The following is a 13,368-nucleotide window of genomic DNA, read 5'->3' as shown; positions in this document are numbered from 1 at the left end:
TGCTGCGCGAAGTACACCGACCGCGCCGACATCGCTTCGCGTTTGACCGTGCCGCCCGAAATCTGGATTTCACCGATGATGTGTTTTTCGGCGGTTTTCAGATCTTCCTCGTTCCCAAACACACAGATCGACAGGTGGTGCTTGCCGAGTGACATGGTGCCGGAGGCAATGCCGTCCGCCAGAATGGACAAATCTTCTTCAAGCGACTTCGCTTTGTCGCCTGCCGAGCGCATTTGTCCCGACTTGCGGCGTTCCATTTCCTGCGCCTGGGCGCGGCTGATCGGCAGGAAGGATTGCGAAATCACAACATCAACCGGCAGGTCCAGCCCGTCGAAAATGCCGGGGAACGAAGCCATCGGGTAATTCTTCAGGGAATAGACACGGATGGAGCGTTCCTGATCGTCGCCCGTGACCAGTTTGCCGGTCTTGCCCTGAAACAGCACATCCTCTTGCGGCATGTTGAAGGCGATGGGTTCTGCAATGTTCGTGTGAATGATCGGCTGATACCGACCGTTCAACAGCATTCCATAATAGCCGAGCCAACGCCCCTCGCTGAGCTTCAGCCGGCGCACCCGGCTTTCGCCCAGCGTGCCCGCCAGTGTTGTGAAAACACCGTCGAGCTGTTCGATCATTTCGCGGCGTTCCTCGTCTATCGTTCCAGACGACATGCCGAACATCTGTTTTGCCCGCTCATCCTGCCGCTTTTGCAGAATGGCGCTGATGATGATCTTGCGTTCTTTCAGCTCTGCATCGACGGAAGCTGAGCGCATGGCCTGTGCCACTGCACCGGCAAAGCCGGTTGGATCTGTGATGACATGACCCGTCTCAGCCGGGACGGTCAGTCGATGAACGTAGAATGCCACCTCATTGGGTGTTGTGCGCAACACACGCTCAAACCGTTCGGCCAGGAACTCGAACTCGTTTTCGTCCAGCGTGTTTGCATTGATTCCGGTGATTTCTGCAGCGGCGATAAGGCCACCGTTGCGTGTGGAAATAACCTCATCGTCCACGACATAGCCATAAGGCAACATCTGAAAGAGGCTCATTTCATCCTTGCGCCAGCTCGGCTCGATCAACGAGCGGGCAAGGGTCCACAAATCCTGTGCAGCAGGCTTAGGCACTATAGTAATCTCCCCCATGATGCTGGCGGTTTTTGGTGCGCGGAGTTTTGGAAAGGGTTACGGACAGGACGCGGAAGAAAGCCGGTTCCCATTCGTAAAAGAGGCGAAGCCCGGTGTAGAAAACAAAACCCGCAATGATTGCTGGCGCTATCCCGAACATGAAGAACGAAAGCATGGTCATCCCGAGGATCACCAGCAGATAGATCACGGGTAGGCCGCCCCATTCTGCGGGGCGGCTCAGGCCGCGAAAGACCGTATTGCGGCGCGGCATCAATCAGCCTCCGATGAATGTATCAGCGAGGCCGATAACAGCGCCGACGACGATAGCGATTACCGGGCCTTTCAACGAACCCCAGCCGAACACATAGGCGAGACAGCCCCAGATGAAGCCGACAGCGGCAAGGCTGACGCCAACGACCTTCGAGTCGGCCAGTGTTTCGTTGATGAAATCGCCAATGGCATCTTGCAGCCAGCCAGCGGAGGCGGGCGCTGCGGTGATGATGAACGCAGTGATCGCGAAAAACGCCATCTGCTGGTAGAAGTGGGTTCTTTTCATAGGTCTTTACTCACTTTGCTTAGGATGATCCGCACGTAGTTGCGGGTTTCGGTGAAGGGGGGGACGCCGCCGTATTCGACGACGCGGTGAGGCCCGGCGTTGTAGGCGGCAAGCGCCAGCTTCCAGGTTCCGAACTCGCGGTACTGCGCCGCCAAATAGCGGGCACCACCGTCGAGATTTTCTGCAGGGTTCTTTGGGTTCACGCCCAGGTCTTTCGCCGTTCCGGGCATGAGCTGTGCGAAGCCATAGGCACCCTTGGGCGACAGAGCATCAGCGCGATACCGGCTTTCCTGCCAGACCAGTGCCATGAACAACTCGGCCGGAATGTCGTGCCGTTTTGCCGCTGCATGGATTTCTTTGACGATCCGCTCTTGCGACCAGCCGCCCGAGGATCTGCGAGGCCGCGGTGCTTTGCCCGCAATCTCGATCTTTGCCTGCGGTTTGGGGGTTGGTGCTTCCGGCTTTTCATTAAGCGTGTATTCACGCATCCGGATTGGACGAACGACGCCATCAACGATTTCTGCGCGAATGCCGTTTAGATACACGCTTCCATCAGGTTCGTATTCAATGACCTGGGCACAGACATCCGTTCCGAAAGTCGCCGTCAAGAACGCCAACAACGGCCAAACGGCGTTGATCCGACATCTGTTATCGGTGAAGCTTTTGATGGAGCTGGTCACTAATTTGTCCTCCAAATTAGGTCAGTAGTTTTTACATAATTACTATTATGGGGTCGACTTCAGGTCATCTGAGCGGTGGGGAATCGGGTGCTGGGACACAGCACTGAACCTTCAGTGGCGCCGCAAAAGACCAATGTCTGGTTCGGATCTCTTAGTCAGATGTTTTGGCTGGAACGTTCGGATGTCCCGCGCGCCTCAATCGTCAGACAGCGCTAAGGGATCGGAGGTGCAGACGCGTTGTCTAGGTTTGCACCCATTGACTCTGTCGCGGTGCTGCCCAATCTAGGACCGGCATCTCGGACTACTGTTTTTACCATAGTACAGTTCTCTCTTGATGTTGGAGGAATGCCCGGATGGATTAAGGGCGTTTCTTGTCCTGTCGATTGTTGGCGCAATCGGCAGGACTGCTTATTGCTTAGTCGTTTCTCTCTGCTGTCATAAATCGTTGTTTTATCCTTTCTTTCAGCCGCACCAGGACTGGCGCTTGCCACCCGAGTACGGGCGCGCCAGACCTTCAGAAATCAGGATGGCCCCGACGTTCTGTCCAGACACGCGCCCAAGCGCCAAGAAGCGATCGTGGACGTCAAAGTGCAGCTCAATCTCAAGTTCAATTACGCCCGCGAAGTTGATGAGCTCCGTCAGCCGGTCCTTGGCTCGTAGACCCAAAGCTCTCTCAGCATCGCACTGAGCCCGGAATGTCTCAGGCGTATCAAACCCAATAAGCCGGTATCGGTCGTCACCATGGTCGATCGTGTCACCGTCAACGGCAATCACCTCGGATGCGCCGAGAGTCTTTGTTTTCCTAGCTGGTTCAATCCAAACTGCAGCAATGAACAAGGACGCGAGTGCAGCGCTGAGAAACAAGAGCCGTTTCATGCGCCCTGCCCCAGCATTTTGATGAGCCGGGTTCTCGAACGTGACCGATCAGGTTTTGGATTTCGCGTCCAGGGCCTGAGCTGCTTCGAGACCCTCTGGGGTAATCGACTCGATCGTATAGTCTGATTTGACGCAGAGAATGCGCCCATCACCAAATTCCTGATGATGCTTGAAGAGGCCCGGCCAAAGATCGAACTCTCTGGGCTCAGCGCCCGCTCGAGAGATCTTCGACTTGCACAAGGCCCCGACATAGTTCGGCGAGCTGTAAATGCAGTGGTACTTAGGTCGTCCAAGGGAAGCGAGTCCGATAAATTCGTAGCGGCATGTAAAGGGAACCTGATCCTCTTTCAGGCCCCGGACCATCTCGATGGTTACCACAGTGTATTGTCTCTTGTTGTCCGCCATGACGACCCCCTATGGGCCGTCTTCTACATCCAAAAGTTGTGGACTAAAACACAATCTACGTCAATATAAGAAAACCCGCCAATATACGATATTGGATTGTCAGAAATATATTGGCCGGATATTGCTTAGGCGATTCGCAAGCAGGAGAGACCATCTTGAAACACTCAAAATCCGGAAATCGAACTCGCGCGAAGGCCCTTGCAGTTGCACTCGCTGCACTGCCAGCCACGCAGGCTCGTGCCTATCCAATTGACTGTGCCATATTCCTTTGCCTCGCCGGGGGTTGGCCAAGTTCGGCTGATTGCGTCGCAGCCAAGGCGGAGTTCATTCGGCGCATCACACCCTACCCGGTCGAACCGCCGCTTCAACTCTGGCGCTGTCCGATGAATACGTCACACAGCCCCTCGGACTTGGGTCCTATGGAACGGTTGGAAGCCATCAAGCGCACCAGTGCTAGCCCAGTTCCAGAGCTTCCATCGGATGACACCGCTAAGCCAATACTGGTAGACGCAGCGATCTCGATAGGAAGGATCGATGCACATCACGGCCAATACGGTGACGGTTTCCAAGCCACCCCGATCAGCGTCGATCTTTCTTCTTCCGATTTCGACGTTGTGAGATCCATCAGGGTTTGGGATGTGCGCCACTACAGCTATCGCCGTCGTTCAAGGGAGGGAGATTGCGAGCGTTCGCTTGATCTTGTGGTTGGCACCTACGACGATAATACGAATTTTCGCTGGTCCGAGCGCGCTCCTGCCCCAATCCCTTACTGGCTGCCACTGGGCAATCGCTGTGAACCTCCCAGCTACTTCCGCGGCGTTGGCGTCGAGTGGACCGACACATTCGGGTTCAGCGACTACGAACTCATCCGATATTGAGGTGCTGACCTGCGGTACAACGCGTTGCTCCTGGCTATGCCACCAAAAATCGCCAGCTGCATTTTTAAACCAGGCCGATTGGCCCGGAGGAAAAACTTAATCCCAGAAACAAAAACCCCCGCAAGGCGGGGCCTCAGCGGGGATCTTCTTAAGTCACGTTTGATCACCTGATTTATAGGAAACTCCAAAATTACTGACAAGGACAAACGCATCTGTGCGAACGGTTTTTCTGTGTCTTTTTGCTGAGGTTCGAGCCGCCTTGCTTCCCCAATGAGAAGCAGACCATGAGACCGTTGAACCATTCCGAACACCCTGCCCCGCGAAGCCGCGATATCAACACTGACCTTTGCCAAATGAGGCCAAATCCATGAGCTTTCGGCAGATCGCATCCGCCCATCACCACGATAATATTCGCTTTCACAACGGCCTTCCTGAGGGCTGGAACCGTGACAGGTTACGTCAGCTCTGCGTGGGATATGCGCAGATCAGAGGCGCATCAGCCCAGTGTATTCGCACCTTAGAGATCATCATCGATATGATTACGCCATGTGCTTTTCGAGACCCGTCTCAGGAACCCTTTTGCTACGCGCGCCAGGAAACCCTCATTGCCGGGCGAGGCGTGACAGATCGGACAATCCACAATCACGAACGTGAGCTGGAAAGGATTGGTCTGATCGAACGCAGGCTTGGCGCAAATGGCGCGCGCTGTAAGCGCAAGAAGCTTGGACTCTTCCTGACCCCTGCCCTGAACCTCATTCCCGAGATGCGCGACGCGGACGTGCGCAGCAAGGCCGAGAAGAAAGAACAGGACGAGCTGCGCGGGGATCGATCACGGCTTTACCGATATGTGAAACATAGTCTGGCCGTGCTTCTCTTACTCCCCTGCCCTCCTGAAAGTCTGGAAGGCATGAAGGAGGAACTTCGATCCTGGCCGCGCGCCGACAAGTTGAAATACATGACGCTGGAGGCGCTCAAGCTACATGTTCAGGCGGCTTACGACCTTTGGAGCCGGATCGAAGAGCATGTCGCAAAACCCGGTGAAATTTCGGGTGAACCCGAAGCTTGTTTCGGGTGCCATATACAAGACCAAATTGAAGAAACAATTCTGTCCTGTAACGCCGATGGCGAGAGTTCAATGTCCTCGGCAAAAGCCTCGGAACCAGATTGTTCCGGCTCCGGGCCTGACGGCCCTCCGCATTGCTTAGAAAGCAATCATCCGACAGATACGGCATCGCGCAAGGCCCAAAAACTACCGCGGGTGAATAACCGCATCCTATATGAACTGGCCTCACCCGAGCTGCGCATGCATATCGATATCGCGGGTGGCGGAGATCAGAATTCCAGCCCGTCGCTCTACGCGATTGAGACCGGCGTTTGGTCGCGATTGTCGGAGATCGGCGCCAATGCCTCGGCTTGGCGTACGGCGATTGACCGATTGACCGTGATGGGTGCAATCCTGGCCGGGTTGATCACAGACGCGAGGCTGAGCGATCCACGGTTGCCGCCAGTGGTTAATCCGGGCGGATATCTGCGCGGTATGGTGCACGCAGATGAGCGCGGTGAACTGAACCTGATTTCCAGTTTCATGGGGCTTTTGGCGCGTAGAGCCCGAGAGGAGGAAGACGGGCTTCCGCAAGATCACTGCAGCGGGTTTTAGCCGTGCCGGGTTATGAGCCGCCAGCTTCTCCAATTCATGTGTCTCATCGGCAGGTTTTCGCTCCGTTTCCGCCTCCAGAACAGAACTGTATTCAAATGCATGATTGGCTACGGGAATTCCCGAGTGGTTTGTTCAGCTTTAGGTTGCTAAGCGGCCTCGACGGCAACGCGGAACAGAAAGACGATCTATGAAAATCGCGGACATTGGCAATTCTGAACTGGATTTCAGGCAGACCGGGGAGGCGCGCCTTCAGGAAATTTGTTCGAGGTTCGGACTGGAGAATGCGTCCTACGCCCATATCGACAAGCATCACAACGTTGTCCACGGCTGCACCACGTTCCCGGCCGAATGGGTCAGGCACTACGTCGACAACGACATGGTCCTGGTCGATCCCCTCATCCGGTTTGGCGCCGCAATGATCGCACCAATTGATTGGGCTGTGTTTGATGATCAGCGTGAACACGCACCGCTATTCGATGCAGCGAGAAAATTTGGTGTGGGTCAGCACGGACTATCCATTCCGGTTATCAATCCGTTTGGGGAGCGTGGTGTCTTTACGGTTACCTCCAACCTGCGCCGATCCGACTGGGACGCCTTGGTCGGGAGTATGCTCCCTGCCCTTCGCCACGAAGCGCAGGTCCTGCATCTACTCGCGCTCGATGTGATTGATACAGTTTTCAACTTTCCTACGGATGCGTTGTCCGATCAGGAGATGGATGTTCTGAAGATGCTCGCATCAGGATTGATCCCATCCGTAGTTGCTGGCCAGACGGGGCTCTCCTCCAGGATGGTGCATGCTTTGACGTCTTCGATCGTCACAAAACTCAAGTGCCGGACAACGGAACAAGCAGTGGCGAGAGCTGTCAGCACAGGTATTCTTAAATGGACCGATTTCTTTGCCGACCCGGTCGCCGAACTTGCGGATGTTGAAGGACAGACCCTTTGCGGCGGGATCGTGCGTTGGTCTGGAAGATCACACGAGTTGATCACCTTTGAAGATGGTCGAACGGTGCGGAACTTGGATAGCTTTCAGGCGGTTCAGGTCCAGGAAATTGCCAAAGACTTCAATCTGGATGCTGAAAGGATCCTCGAAGAACTTGGACCCAACCGGGATCAATGCGTGTGGATCAGGCATCTCTGAGTTCGGCCCACGTGCACCGCTTGATTTGCAAAATTGTGAGCAGGGGCAAGTTTCACATAATTTCACTTATGCTTCCGCAATCTGTAGCCGCAAAGCTCAAATGTCACCCATGAGCAATTCAGGAATGTCACTCTCGCCTGCGATGAGGACAGGCAGAGAGTTCGGGCATGGGGTGGGTAATGATGAGCGAGCCGGATTTGAGCCGCATTGTAGTCTTTCCGCAAACTGAGTTGGCCAGATTCGATCCTTTCCGGGCGTTGCAATTAGGTGTCGTTTATTTTTTCTTTGGCGATAGGCTCGTTGAGCAACGCCGTTAGCAGGGGGCATGAGGCCGTACCCTCGGTGCAGGTCTGCACAAGTTCTGCCAGTGCTTGCTCCAACCGTTGGAGGGCGGCGATTTTTGACCTGACGTTGTCGAGATGTCTTGTTGCGACGTCTTCGACGTCACGACAAGCTTGCTCGGGCGCTTTGGACAATTCGCGAAGTGCGCATGCACCCTGAATGGTAAAGCCAAGATCGCGGCAGCGTTTGATGAATCTGAGCTCGGAGATTTCCCGTTCCGTGTATGCGCGGCGTCCCGAGGCGGTTCGACCGGCTTTCTCGACTATGCCTTCCCGTTCGTAGTAGCGGATCGTCTCGACCGACAGACCGGTCAATCTCGCCGCTTCGCCAATCGCAATCATGTGATGACCTTTCCCTTGAACCTGTAGCTACTACAGGGTGCATGTTGTCGGTCATGATGTCGAATTTCACATACCGCGCGAAGCAAAAATCGAGGAAGTCGAACCGGCTTCCGCTCGAGTTCGTCAAAGCCGGAGAAAGCTGACCATGAGCAAGTTTGTTGGCGCAAGCTTTCTTGGATCGTTTACCGCACTTGGCGTTGCGACCTGCTGCATCTTGCCGATGGCCTTGATTTTGCTTGGCTTGGGAGGGAGCTGGCTGGCCGTATTCGGCAAGATCGCCGCCGCGAGTTATTACGTGCTCGGCGGTTCGACGGCCCTGCTGTTTCTCTCTGGCATCGTCGCGTATCGCCGTGGTTCGCTCGACCGCTTCAAATGGTGGCTGACAGGCAGTTTTGCGTTGACGGCCATCGCTTGGGTTATCGTGCTCAACGAAATCCGAATAAATGATTTCCTGATAACCTTGATGTGACGCCATGAGTGAAAAGCACCCGAACCTTGTCAGCACGATCATCTGCCCGGAATGTGGACATTCAAGGCCTGAAACGATGCCAACAGACGCGTGCCAGTGGTTCTACGAATGCACATCTTGCGGAAAAGTCCTGAAGCCACTTCCCGGCGATTGCTGCGTCTACTGTTCCTACGGATCGGCCCCATGCCCGCCAATTCAGGCGGGCGACAAATGCTGCGGTTGATACGGCGACCGGGATGTCGGTTTTGTCCGCAAAGCCGGTCATCAGGCTTTGCGGACGCAGGTATTTTTTCACCGTAGGCTGGAACTTGCCCGGTAGGACAAGGCAGGCGTGAAGTCACGGATCAACTGGTTTGCCGTGAAGAATGTCACGTAAACCAGGCAGCAGAAGCGAGCGCCGTGTTTGTCAGGATCTTGCCAGCGCCATCGGGAAATTATGCGGCCGGGTAGCTGGCGAACACCTCTGTGGTTCCATCCTTGCGGATCAGAAAGACGTCGAAGGCTTCGCGTTCACTTTCCGGCCCCATGCCCGGTGAGCCGAAAGGCATTCCCGGAACCGACAGTCCGACAGCATTCGGGCGTTCGCCCAGCAGGCGCCGAATGTCAGCGGATGGGACGTGTCCTTCGATCATGTAGCCCTCCACGCGACCCGTGTGGCATGACATCATGCCCTCCGGAATCCCATTGGCGGTTTTGTAAGCGTTCAAGGCCTCCCAAGCACTGTTTTCCACGCCTACTTCAAAACCTTCCGCCCGCATGATTTTGATCCACGATCCGCAGCACCCACAATTCGGATCCTTCAGGACATGGATTGAGGGACCGGTTTTCGCGAAGGCGGGAAGCGCCGCGCTGCACGCAATTGCCGCGGCTCCTTGCATCAAGCGGCGGCGGCTCAGGTTATTCATTGTCATGTTCCCTCTTGGGTAAACTTGTCTTAAACCGATATAAAATCGCACCGGTAGGATAAAAGCTGGACCGCATTTACAGGGCCGACTTGTCCGTCACCCTCCGACACTCATCAGATATGGCTTTCTGGGCGACGCAGGGATTTCTCACAATGATCTGGCGCAAACTCTGCTCGGAAGCGGAACCCTCGCTCTCCTTTTTTCGCTGCACCTGCCGTTCTGGGTCCTGCTTGGCAATAACCCGGTTCGCAAGCAACGCCGCTACCCTCCGTTCAAGGCCGGAATTGCGCCTATTTCTCACTGCTGCGTTCTATGGCGCCCACGATCGAACAGTTCTGAATTCCACCACGCCCCGGACACGCCGCGATCAGCTCGTCCAGATTGTTCCTCAACCGTGCAAGCCCTTCGATCCGTTCCTGAATTTCGTCCCGCTTTTTGCGCGCTCTGGCCTGCATCGCGACGCACTCGGTATTTGGTGCCGTGCGCAACTCCAAAATTTCCGCGATTTCTGCCAGCGAAAATCCGAGCTTCTTAGCGCCGGATATGAATTTCAGCCGCCAAAGCGTGTCACCACCATAGTCCCGCGCGCCGCCGTCAATTGGGCGCGGCGGCTGAGTGACAAGGCCCTTCTTTTCATAAAATCTGATCGTCTCGACGCCTATCCCGGTCTCGCGCGCGGCCTGGCCGATCTTGAGTGGTTGCATCGCAGTCTCCCTCCGTCACCGTCATCTTGACACCGTATCATGATACGGAGGTTAAAACATTGAGGTCTTGGTAGTTGCGAGGATGTCAAATGCGGACCTTCCTGAAACGGTGGCTGCTGCCGATATTCGGCTCCGCCCTGGCGCTCTATCTGGTGTTTGCGCTCTACGGCAGCCTCGATTTTGCGCTGTTTCTGCAGGGCCTGCGCGGAGCCAACATGTTCTGGATCGCGATTCTTGCCGCCACCATCCTGCTGGAGCAGCTGATGAGCGGCTGGAAGTGGCGGCAGATCCTGTTCGACGTGAAACCCGTCGGCACCCTGCGGCTGACGGGGGCGCTACTGGCAGGTTATGGCGCAAATGTCCTTGTCCCGCTCGGCATCAGCCCGCTGGTCCGGGCCTGGCTGGTTGCCCGGCTCGACCGCTTGAAGATGGCGACCGTGCTTGCAACCGCGATCATCGCCCGGTTCCTCGACGGCGTCGTTTTCGCCCTTTTTGCCGGAGCGGTGGCCGCCGCCGGCCAGATTCCACAGATCGAGGGTGACCTGCGGCTGGGATTGAGCGTTGCGGGCCTGTTGAACCTGATGCTTTTCGGCAGCCTGCTTTGGGTTCTGTTCCGGTTCCGCGCGTCACTTCTGAGCGAGGACCCTCTGGTCTGCCGACTCTTCGACTGGGCTGCCGCCCGCATCGGGGCCGATGGCGCGTATCTGCGCACCGCGCTCGGTGAAGGGATCGTCTGGCCACAGGCACGGGCCCGCCGCGTCGCCGCCATTGCCGCAGCCATTGCGGGTAAGCTGGTGGCGACAACCCATTTCCTGTGGGCCGGGCTGGCGGTTGGCGTGGTGCTGAGCGCGTGGGATTACCTGTTCCTGATGGTGTTTGCCGGGTTCGCCATGGTTCTGGGTCGTTTCGTGCGCATCCCGGCGAGCTTTGTCTTTGGGGCGGGGTTCGCGCTCAAGGTGCTTGGCGTTCCGGACGAAACCGCCCTTCTGATGATCCTGTTCAACTATGTGCTGACGATCCTTCTGGTGGTCGGGATCGGCCTGACGGTGTTGTGGCAGAGCGGCATCGACATCCGCCGCGCCCGGGCGGAGGCAGAGGCGGCGAATGGCAAGGCGTAATCCCGAAGACACGAGATTTTGGCGCATCGCCGGTGCTGGTGCGGTGTTTCAGGGCGGGTCGGCGGCGGTGGACAGCGCGACGGTGGTGGCCAGTCTGGTGCATATGCTGACCGGTAGCGCGCTGGCCGTGGGCTATGCCAGCACGGTCCTGCGTCTTGGCTGGCTGCTGCCCCAGTTCGCGGTGGGCTACCTCGCCGAGCGCACCGATCGGCGGATGCCGTTCTACGCCCTTGGTGCCTATGGGCGGGCGATCACGGTCGCGATGATCGGTATTCTTCTGTGGTGGGGGGCCGACTGGCCTCAGGTCGATTGGCCTCCGGTTCCGCTGGCGCTCGGGATGCTGGGATTGTGGACGGTCTATGCCTTTGTCAGCGGCGTGGTCGCGGTGCCCTACAACGACATCGTCGGCCGGGCGATCCCGTCCGAGCGCCGCAGCCGGATGTTGGCCTGGCGCTTTTTCGGCGGCGGTGTTCTGGCGGTTCTGGTGGCGGGCTTTCTGCGACACGCGCTCGACGTGATGCCGCCGCTCAGGGCCTATGCGCTGATCTTCTGGCTCGGCGCGGTGCTGATGATCGTCTCTGCGACGCTTTTTGTCTCCGCGGGTGAGCCCGCTACCGCTGCAAGGGCGCCACGGGACCGTCCTGCCAATCTGTCTGGATTTCTGCGCGAAGGTTTCTCGACGCTGCGGCAGGACCACCGGTTCCGGCTGTTCCTGATCTTCCAATGGCTTGGTGCAGCGACGCTGATGGCGTTGCCGTTCTATGTCGTTGCCGCCAGCCGCAGCGGCCTCGGGGCGGCGGATGTCGGAACGCTGTTGGCGGCGCAGACTGTCGGCGCGCTGGCCTCGAATCCGCTCTGGGGCCACATCGGAGACCAGGCGGGCAAATTGCGCCTGCTGGGGATAGTGGCACTGGTGCGTCTCGGACCTCCGGTGCTGGTTTTGCTGCTTGTGGTCACGGGTTCGGGGCTGACCGGTTTCGCGGTGCTGTTCTTCCTGATCGGCGCGATGATGAACGGGGTGACCATCGGCTATCTCGGCTATTTGCTGGAGATCTCGCCCGACGACCGCCGCCCGGCCTATTCCGCGTGGTTCAACAGCTTTGCGGCCCCGGCGGCGCTGGCGCCGCTTGTGGGCGGTGTGGTGGTCAGCATGATCGCCATCGAAGCCGTGTTCATCGCTGCGATCCTGGCCGCGCTGGGACAGGTCGCGATCGCCGCGCGGCTGACACGGGGTTGAAATAGCACCTTGTTCAGGACCAAAGCGTTTCCTCTCAACCCGCAATTCAGATGCGATCCTGTCAAAAGGCAAGATGGCATGTCTAAACATGGGCGAAGCAGAAAACGTTGAGCGCAGCGATTAGAATTGTTCCGTTCAGAACATGACGGCGAGGTCTCTTCTCGAAAACTCCAGAAAGCGGGGTACATGTCGAATTCCGCCACATAGCATCGCGGCGCTGATCGAGGGATATTCGAGGACTGACAAACGAACTTGGTGAGGCACGCGCCTCTGAACAAAGTTCACCGCGCCGTCACCCAATTTTGACCCGTGTGTCGGTGACGAACTCGTAAGGGGGCAGATCGAGGTTGCGGGGCGCGGGGCCTTTCCGAATTCTGCCAGACGTGTCGTAATGTGAACCGTGACACGGACAGAACCAACCGTCCCAGTCTCCGGTGGGTTCGCTGCCGCCCTGCCCGAGTGGTATGCATCCCAGATGGGTGCAAACGCCAATAACTACCAGCCATTCCGGTCGCTGTACGCGCTCGGCGTCAGGTTGCGGGTCGATCATTGGTGCATCGTCTTCTGCTATCGCCAGCGCGATCCGCTCTTTAGTCCGGTGGTCGATAAAGATCGGCTTGCCTTTCCATTTAACAGTGATCCTCGTTCCTGGTCCGACACCTTCAAGATCTATGTCGACAACGGCTTGGGCGGAGATGTCTGCACTGGGGTTCATGCTGTTAACAAGTGGCCAGACCGCCGCGCCCGTGGCCACGATGGCGGCACCGCCGGTGACGAAGTATAAGAAATCGCGCCGAGTTTCAGGCTCTGAAGGTGCCTGTCTTTCAGAAAATTCAGACATATTGTTCCTCCTGTGCGTCAGGACGGGTTCATCGAATTATAGGACTCGGACGAGGTGGATCAGTCGCCTTGGTCCTCTTCTTCACCGCGATGCCCCA

General features: G+C 57.1%; 17 protein-coding genes. 7 read left to right on the top strand and 10 right to left on the bottom strand.

Translation table 11 applies throughout. The features are described 5' to 3' along the window. The 6 genes from GOV80_RS22685 to GOV80_RS20010 all read right to left on the bottom strand — a co-directional run. Positions 1-1,121 (bottom strand): VirB4 family type IV secretion/conjugal transfer ATPase (locus GOV80_RS22685; RefSeq protein WP_170787253.1); only part of this gene is annotated, 1,121 nt, incomplete at its 3' end. Then, a complete protein-coding gene (locus tag GOV80_RS20030) occupies positions 1,114-1,392 on the bottom strand; it encodes a VirB3 family type IV secretion system protein (RefSeq protein WP_152460684.1) in 279 nt (92 codons plus the stop codon). The genes GOV80_RS20030 and GOV80_RS22685, both read right to left, overlap by 8 nt. A gap of 3 nt (positions 1,393-1,395) precedes the next feature. Continuing rightward, a complete protein-coding gene (locus GOV80_RS20025; protein WP_152460685.1) occupies positions 1,396-1,677 on the bottom strand; it encodes an HAD family hydrolase in 282 nt (93 codons plus the stop codon). Continuing rightward, positions 1,674-2,357: a lytic transglycosylase domain-containing protein gene (locus GOV80_RS20020; protein ID WP_331252774.1), complete on the bottom strand. Its 684-nt coding sequence runs from the start codon at positions 2,355-2,357 to the stop codon at positions 1,674-1,676. Before GOV80_RS20020 ends, GOV80_RS20025 begins: the two co-directional genes overlap by 4 nt. Positions 2,358-2,819: 462 nt before the next feature. Further along, the gene (locus GOV80_RS20015) at positions 2,820-3,233 is read right to left on the bottom strand and encodes a thermonuclease family protein (protein ID WP_170417964.1); all 414 of its coding nucleotides are present in this window, start codon (positions 3,231-3,233) and stop codon (positions 2,820-2,822) included. 48 nt (positions 3,234-3,281) lie between these two features. After that, positions 3,282-3,638 (bottom strand): hypothetical protein, encoded by a 357-nt coding sequence (locus GOV80_RS20010; RefSeq protein WP_142638830.1) that lies wholly within the window; start codon positions 3,636-3,638, stop codon positions 3,282-3,284. A 419-nt stretch (positions 3,639-4,057) separates the two neighbouring features. On the opposite strand from GOV80_RS20010, the gene GOV80_RS20005 reads away from it, so the two are divergent. The 3 genes from GOV80_RS20005 (at position 4,058) to GOV80_RS19995 (ending at position 7,314) form a co-directional block, all read left to right on the top strand. Next, positions 4,058-4,516 (top strand): hypothetical protein, encoded by a 459-nt coding sequence (locus GOV80_RS20005; RefSeq protein WP_170624892.1) that lies wholly within the window; start codon positions 4,058-4,060, stop codon positions 4,514-4,516. Positions 4,517-4,883: 367 nt separating this feature from the next. After that, positions 4,884-6,173 (top strand): helix-turn-helix domain-containing protein, encoded by a 1,290-nt coding sequence (locus GOV80_RS20000; protein ID WP_170417959.1) that lies wholly within the window; start codon positions 4,884-4,886, stop codon positions 6,171-6,173. 187 nt (positions 6,174-6,360) lie between these two features. Beyond that, positions 6,361-7,314 carry a LuxR family transcriptional regulator gene (locus GOV80_RS19995; protein WP_170417956.1) on the top strand — a complete coding sequence of 318 codons (954 nt, stop codon included), beginning with the start codon at positions 6,361-6,363 and terminating at the stop codon, positions 7,312-7,314. Between the two features lie 263 nt (positions 7,315-7,577). On the opposite strand, the gene GOV80_RS19990 is transcribed toward GOV80_RS19995, so the two are convergent. After that, the gene (locus GOV80_RS19990) at positions 7,578-7,997 is read right to left on the bottom strand and encodes a MerR family transcriptional regulator (protein WP_170417953.1); all 420 of its coding nucleotides are present in this window, start codon (positions 7,995-7,997) and stop codon (positions 7,578-7,580) included. Positions 7,998-8,142: 145 nt separating this feature from the next. Between GOV80_RS19990 and GOV80_RS19985 the strand changes: the two genes are divergently transcribed. Together GOV80_RS19985 and GOV80_RS22460 are read left to right on the top strand one after the other, a co-directional pair. Beyond that, complete coding sequence (locus tag GOV80_RS19985; RefSeq protein ID WP_170418031.1) at positions 8,143-8,466, top strand: hypothetical protein; 324 nt, start codon at positions 8,143-8,145, stop codon at positions 8,464-8,466. A gap of 4 nt (positions 8,467-8,470) precedes the next feature. Beyond that, positions 8,471-8,689 carry a GDCCVxC domain-containing (seleno)protein gene (locus GOV80_RS22460; RefSeq protein WP_237215937.1) on the top strand — a complete coding sequence of 73 codons (219 nt, stop codon included), beginning with the start codon at positions 8,471-8,473 and terminating at the stop codon, positions 8,687-8,689. Positions 8,690-8,900: 211 nt separating this feature from the next. Here GOV80_RS22460 and GOV80_RS19980 read toward each other — a convergent pair whose 3' ends face one another. Next, positions 8,901-9,377 (bottom strand): DUF411 domain-containing protein, encoded by a 477-nt coding sequence (locus GOV80_RS19980; protein ID WP_170417950.1) that lies wholly within the window; start codon positions 9,375-9,377, stop codon positions 8,901-8,903. Positions 9,378-9,661: 284 nt separating this feature from the next. Continuing rightward, entirely contained in the window at positions 9,662-10,075 is a 414-nt protein-coding gene (locus GOV80_RS19975) for a heavy metal-responsive transcriptional regulator (RefSeq protein WP_170417943.1), read from the bottom strand. Between the two features lie 89 nt (positions 10,076-10,164). Here GOV80_RS19975 and GOV80_RS19970 point away from each other — a divergent pair, with 89 nt between their 5' ends. Together GOV80_RS19970 and GOV80_RS19965 are read left to right on the top strand one after the other, a co-directional pair. Further along, positions 10,165-11,193: a lysylphosphatidylglycerol synthase domain-containing protein gene (locus tag GOV80_RS19970; protein WP_170417940.1), complete on the top strand. Its 1,029-nt coding sequence runs from the start codon at positions 10,165-10,167 to the stop codon at positions 11,191-11,193. Next, positions 11,180-12,430, top strand: coding sequence for an MFS transporter (locus tag GOV80_RS19965; RefSeq protein WP_170417937.1), 1,251 nt, complete (start codon positions 11,180-11,182; stop codon positions 12,428-12,430). The genes GOV80_RS19970 and GOV80_RS19965 overlap by 14 nt, the downstream gene beginning before the upstream one ends. A 292-nt stretch (positions 12,431-12,722) precedes the next feature. Here the strand turns inward: GOV80_RS19965 and petA are convergent, their stop codons facing one another. After that, a complete protein-coding gene (gene petA / locus GOV80_RS19960; RefSeq protein ID WP_050605700.1) occupies positions 12,723-13,271 on the bottom strand; it encodes a ubiquinol-cytochrome c reductase iron-sulfur subunit in 549 nt (182 codons plus the stop codon). Positions 13,272-13,368 lie beyond the last annotated feature (97 nt).

Origin of the sequence: Ruegeria lacuscaerulensis (genome assembly GCF_013034685.1) — a bacterium.
Classification (GTDB): Bacteria; Pseudomonadota; Alphaproteobacteria; order Rhodobacterales; family Rhodobacteraceae; genus Ruegeria; species Ruegeria lacuscaerulensis_B.
This window is presented reverse-complemented; position numbering and strand designations above follow the sequence as displayed.

Bases quoted from the DNA above. Each gene is read 5' to 3' on its own strand.
- GOV80_RS20030 (WP_152460684.1), bottom strand. From the start codon at position 1,392: ATGCCGCGCCGCAATACGGTCTTTCGCGGCCTGAGCCGCCCCGCAGAA.
- GOV80_RS20025 (WP_152460685.1), bottom strand. From the start codon at position 1,677: ATGAAAAGAACCCACTTCTACCAGCAGATGGCGTTTTTCGCGATCACT.
- GOV80_RS20015 (WP_170417964.1), bottom strand. From the start codon at position 3,233: ATGAAACGGCTCTTGTTTCTCAGCGCTGCACTCGCGTCCTTGTTCATT.
- GOV80_RS20010 (WP_142638830.1), bottom strand. From the start codon at position 3,638: ATGGCGGACAACAAGAGACAATACACTGTGGTAACCATCGAGATGGTC.
- GOV80_RS20005 (WP_170624892.1), top strand. From the start codon at position 4,058: ATGGAACGGTTGGAAGCCATCAAGCGCACCAGTGCTAGCCCAGTTCCA.
- GOV80_RS20000 (WP_170417959.1), top strand. From the start codon at position 4,884: ATGAGCTTTCGGCAGATCGCATCCGCCCATCACCACGATAATATTCGC.
- GOV80_RS19995 (WP_170417956.1), top strand. From the start codon at position 6,361: ATGAAAATCGCGGACATTGGCAATTCTGAACTGGATTTCAGGCAGACC.
- GOV80_RS19990 (WP_170417953.1), bottom strand. From the start codon at position 7,997: ATGATTGCGATTGGCGAAGCGGCGAGATTGACCGGTCTGTCGGTCGAG.
- GOV80_RS19985 (WP_170418031.1), top strand. From the start codon at position 8,143: ATGAGCAAGTTTGTTGGCGCAAGCTTTCTTGGATCGTTTACCGCACTT.
- GOV80_RS22460 (WP_237215937.1), top strand. From the start codon at position 8,471: ATGAGTGAAAAGCACCCGAACCTTGTCAGCACGATCATCTGCCCGGAA.
- GOV80_RS19980 (WP_170417950.1), bottom strand. From the start codon at position 9,377: ATGACAATGAATAACCTGAGCCGCCGCCGCTTGATGCAAGGAGCCGCG.
- GOV80_RS19975 (WP_170417943.1), bottom strand. From the start codon at position 10,075: ATGCAACCACTCAAGATCGGCCAGGCCGCGCGCGAGACCGGGATAGGC.
- GOV80_RS19970 (WP_170417940.1), top strand. From the start codon at position 10,165: ATGCGGACCTTCCTGAAACGGTGGCTGCTGCCGATATTCGGCTCCGCC.
- GOV80_RS19965 (WP_170417937.1), top strand. From the start codon at position 11,180: ATGGCAAGGCGTAATCCCGAAGACACGAGATTTTGGCGCATCGCCGGT.
- petA (WP_050605700.1), bottom strand. From the start codon at position 13,271: ATGTCTGAATTTTCTGAAAGACAGGCACCTTCAGAGCCTGAAACTCGG.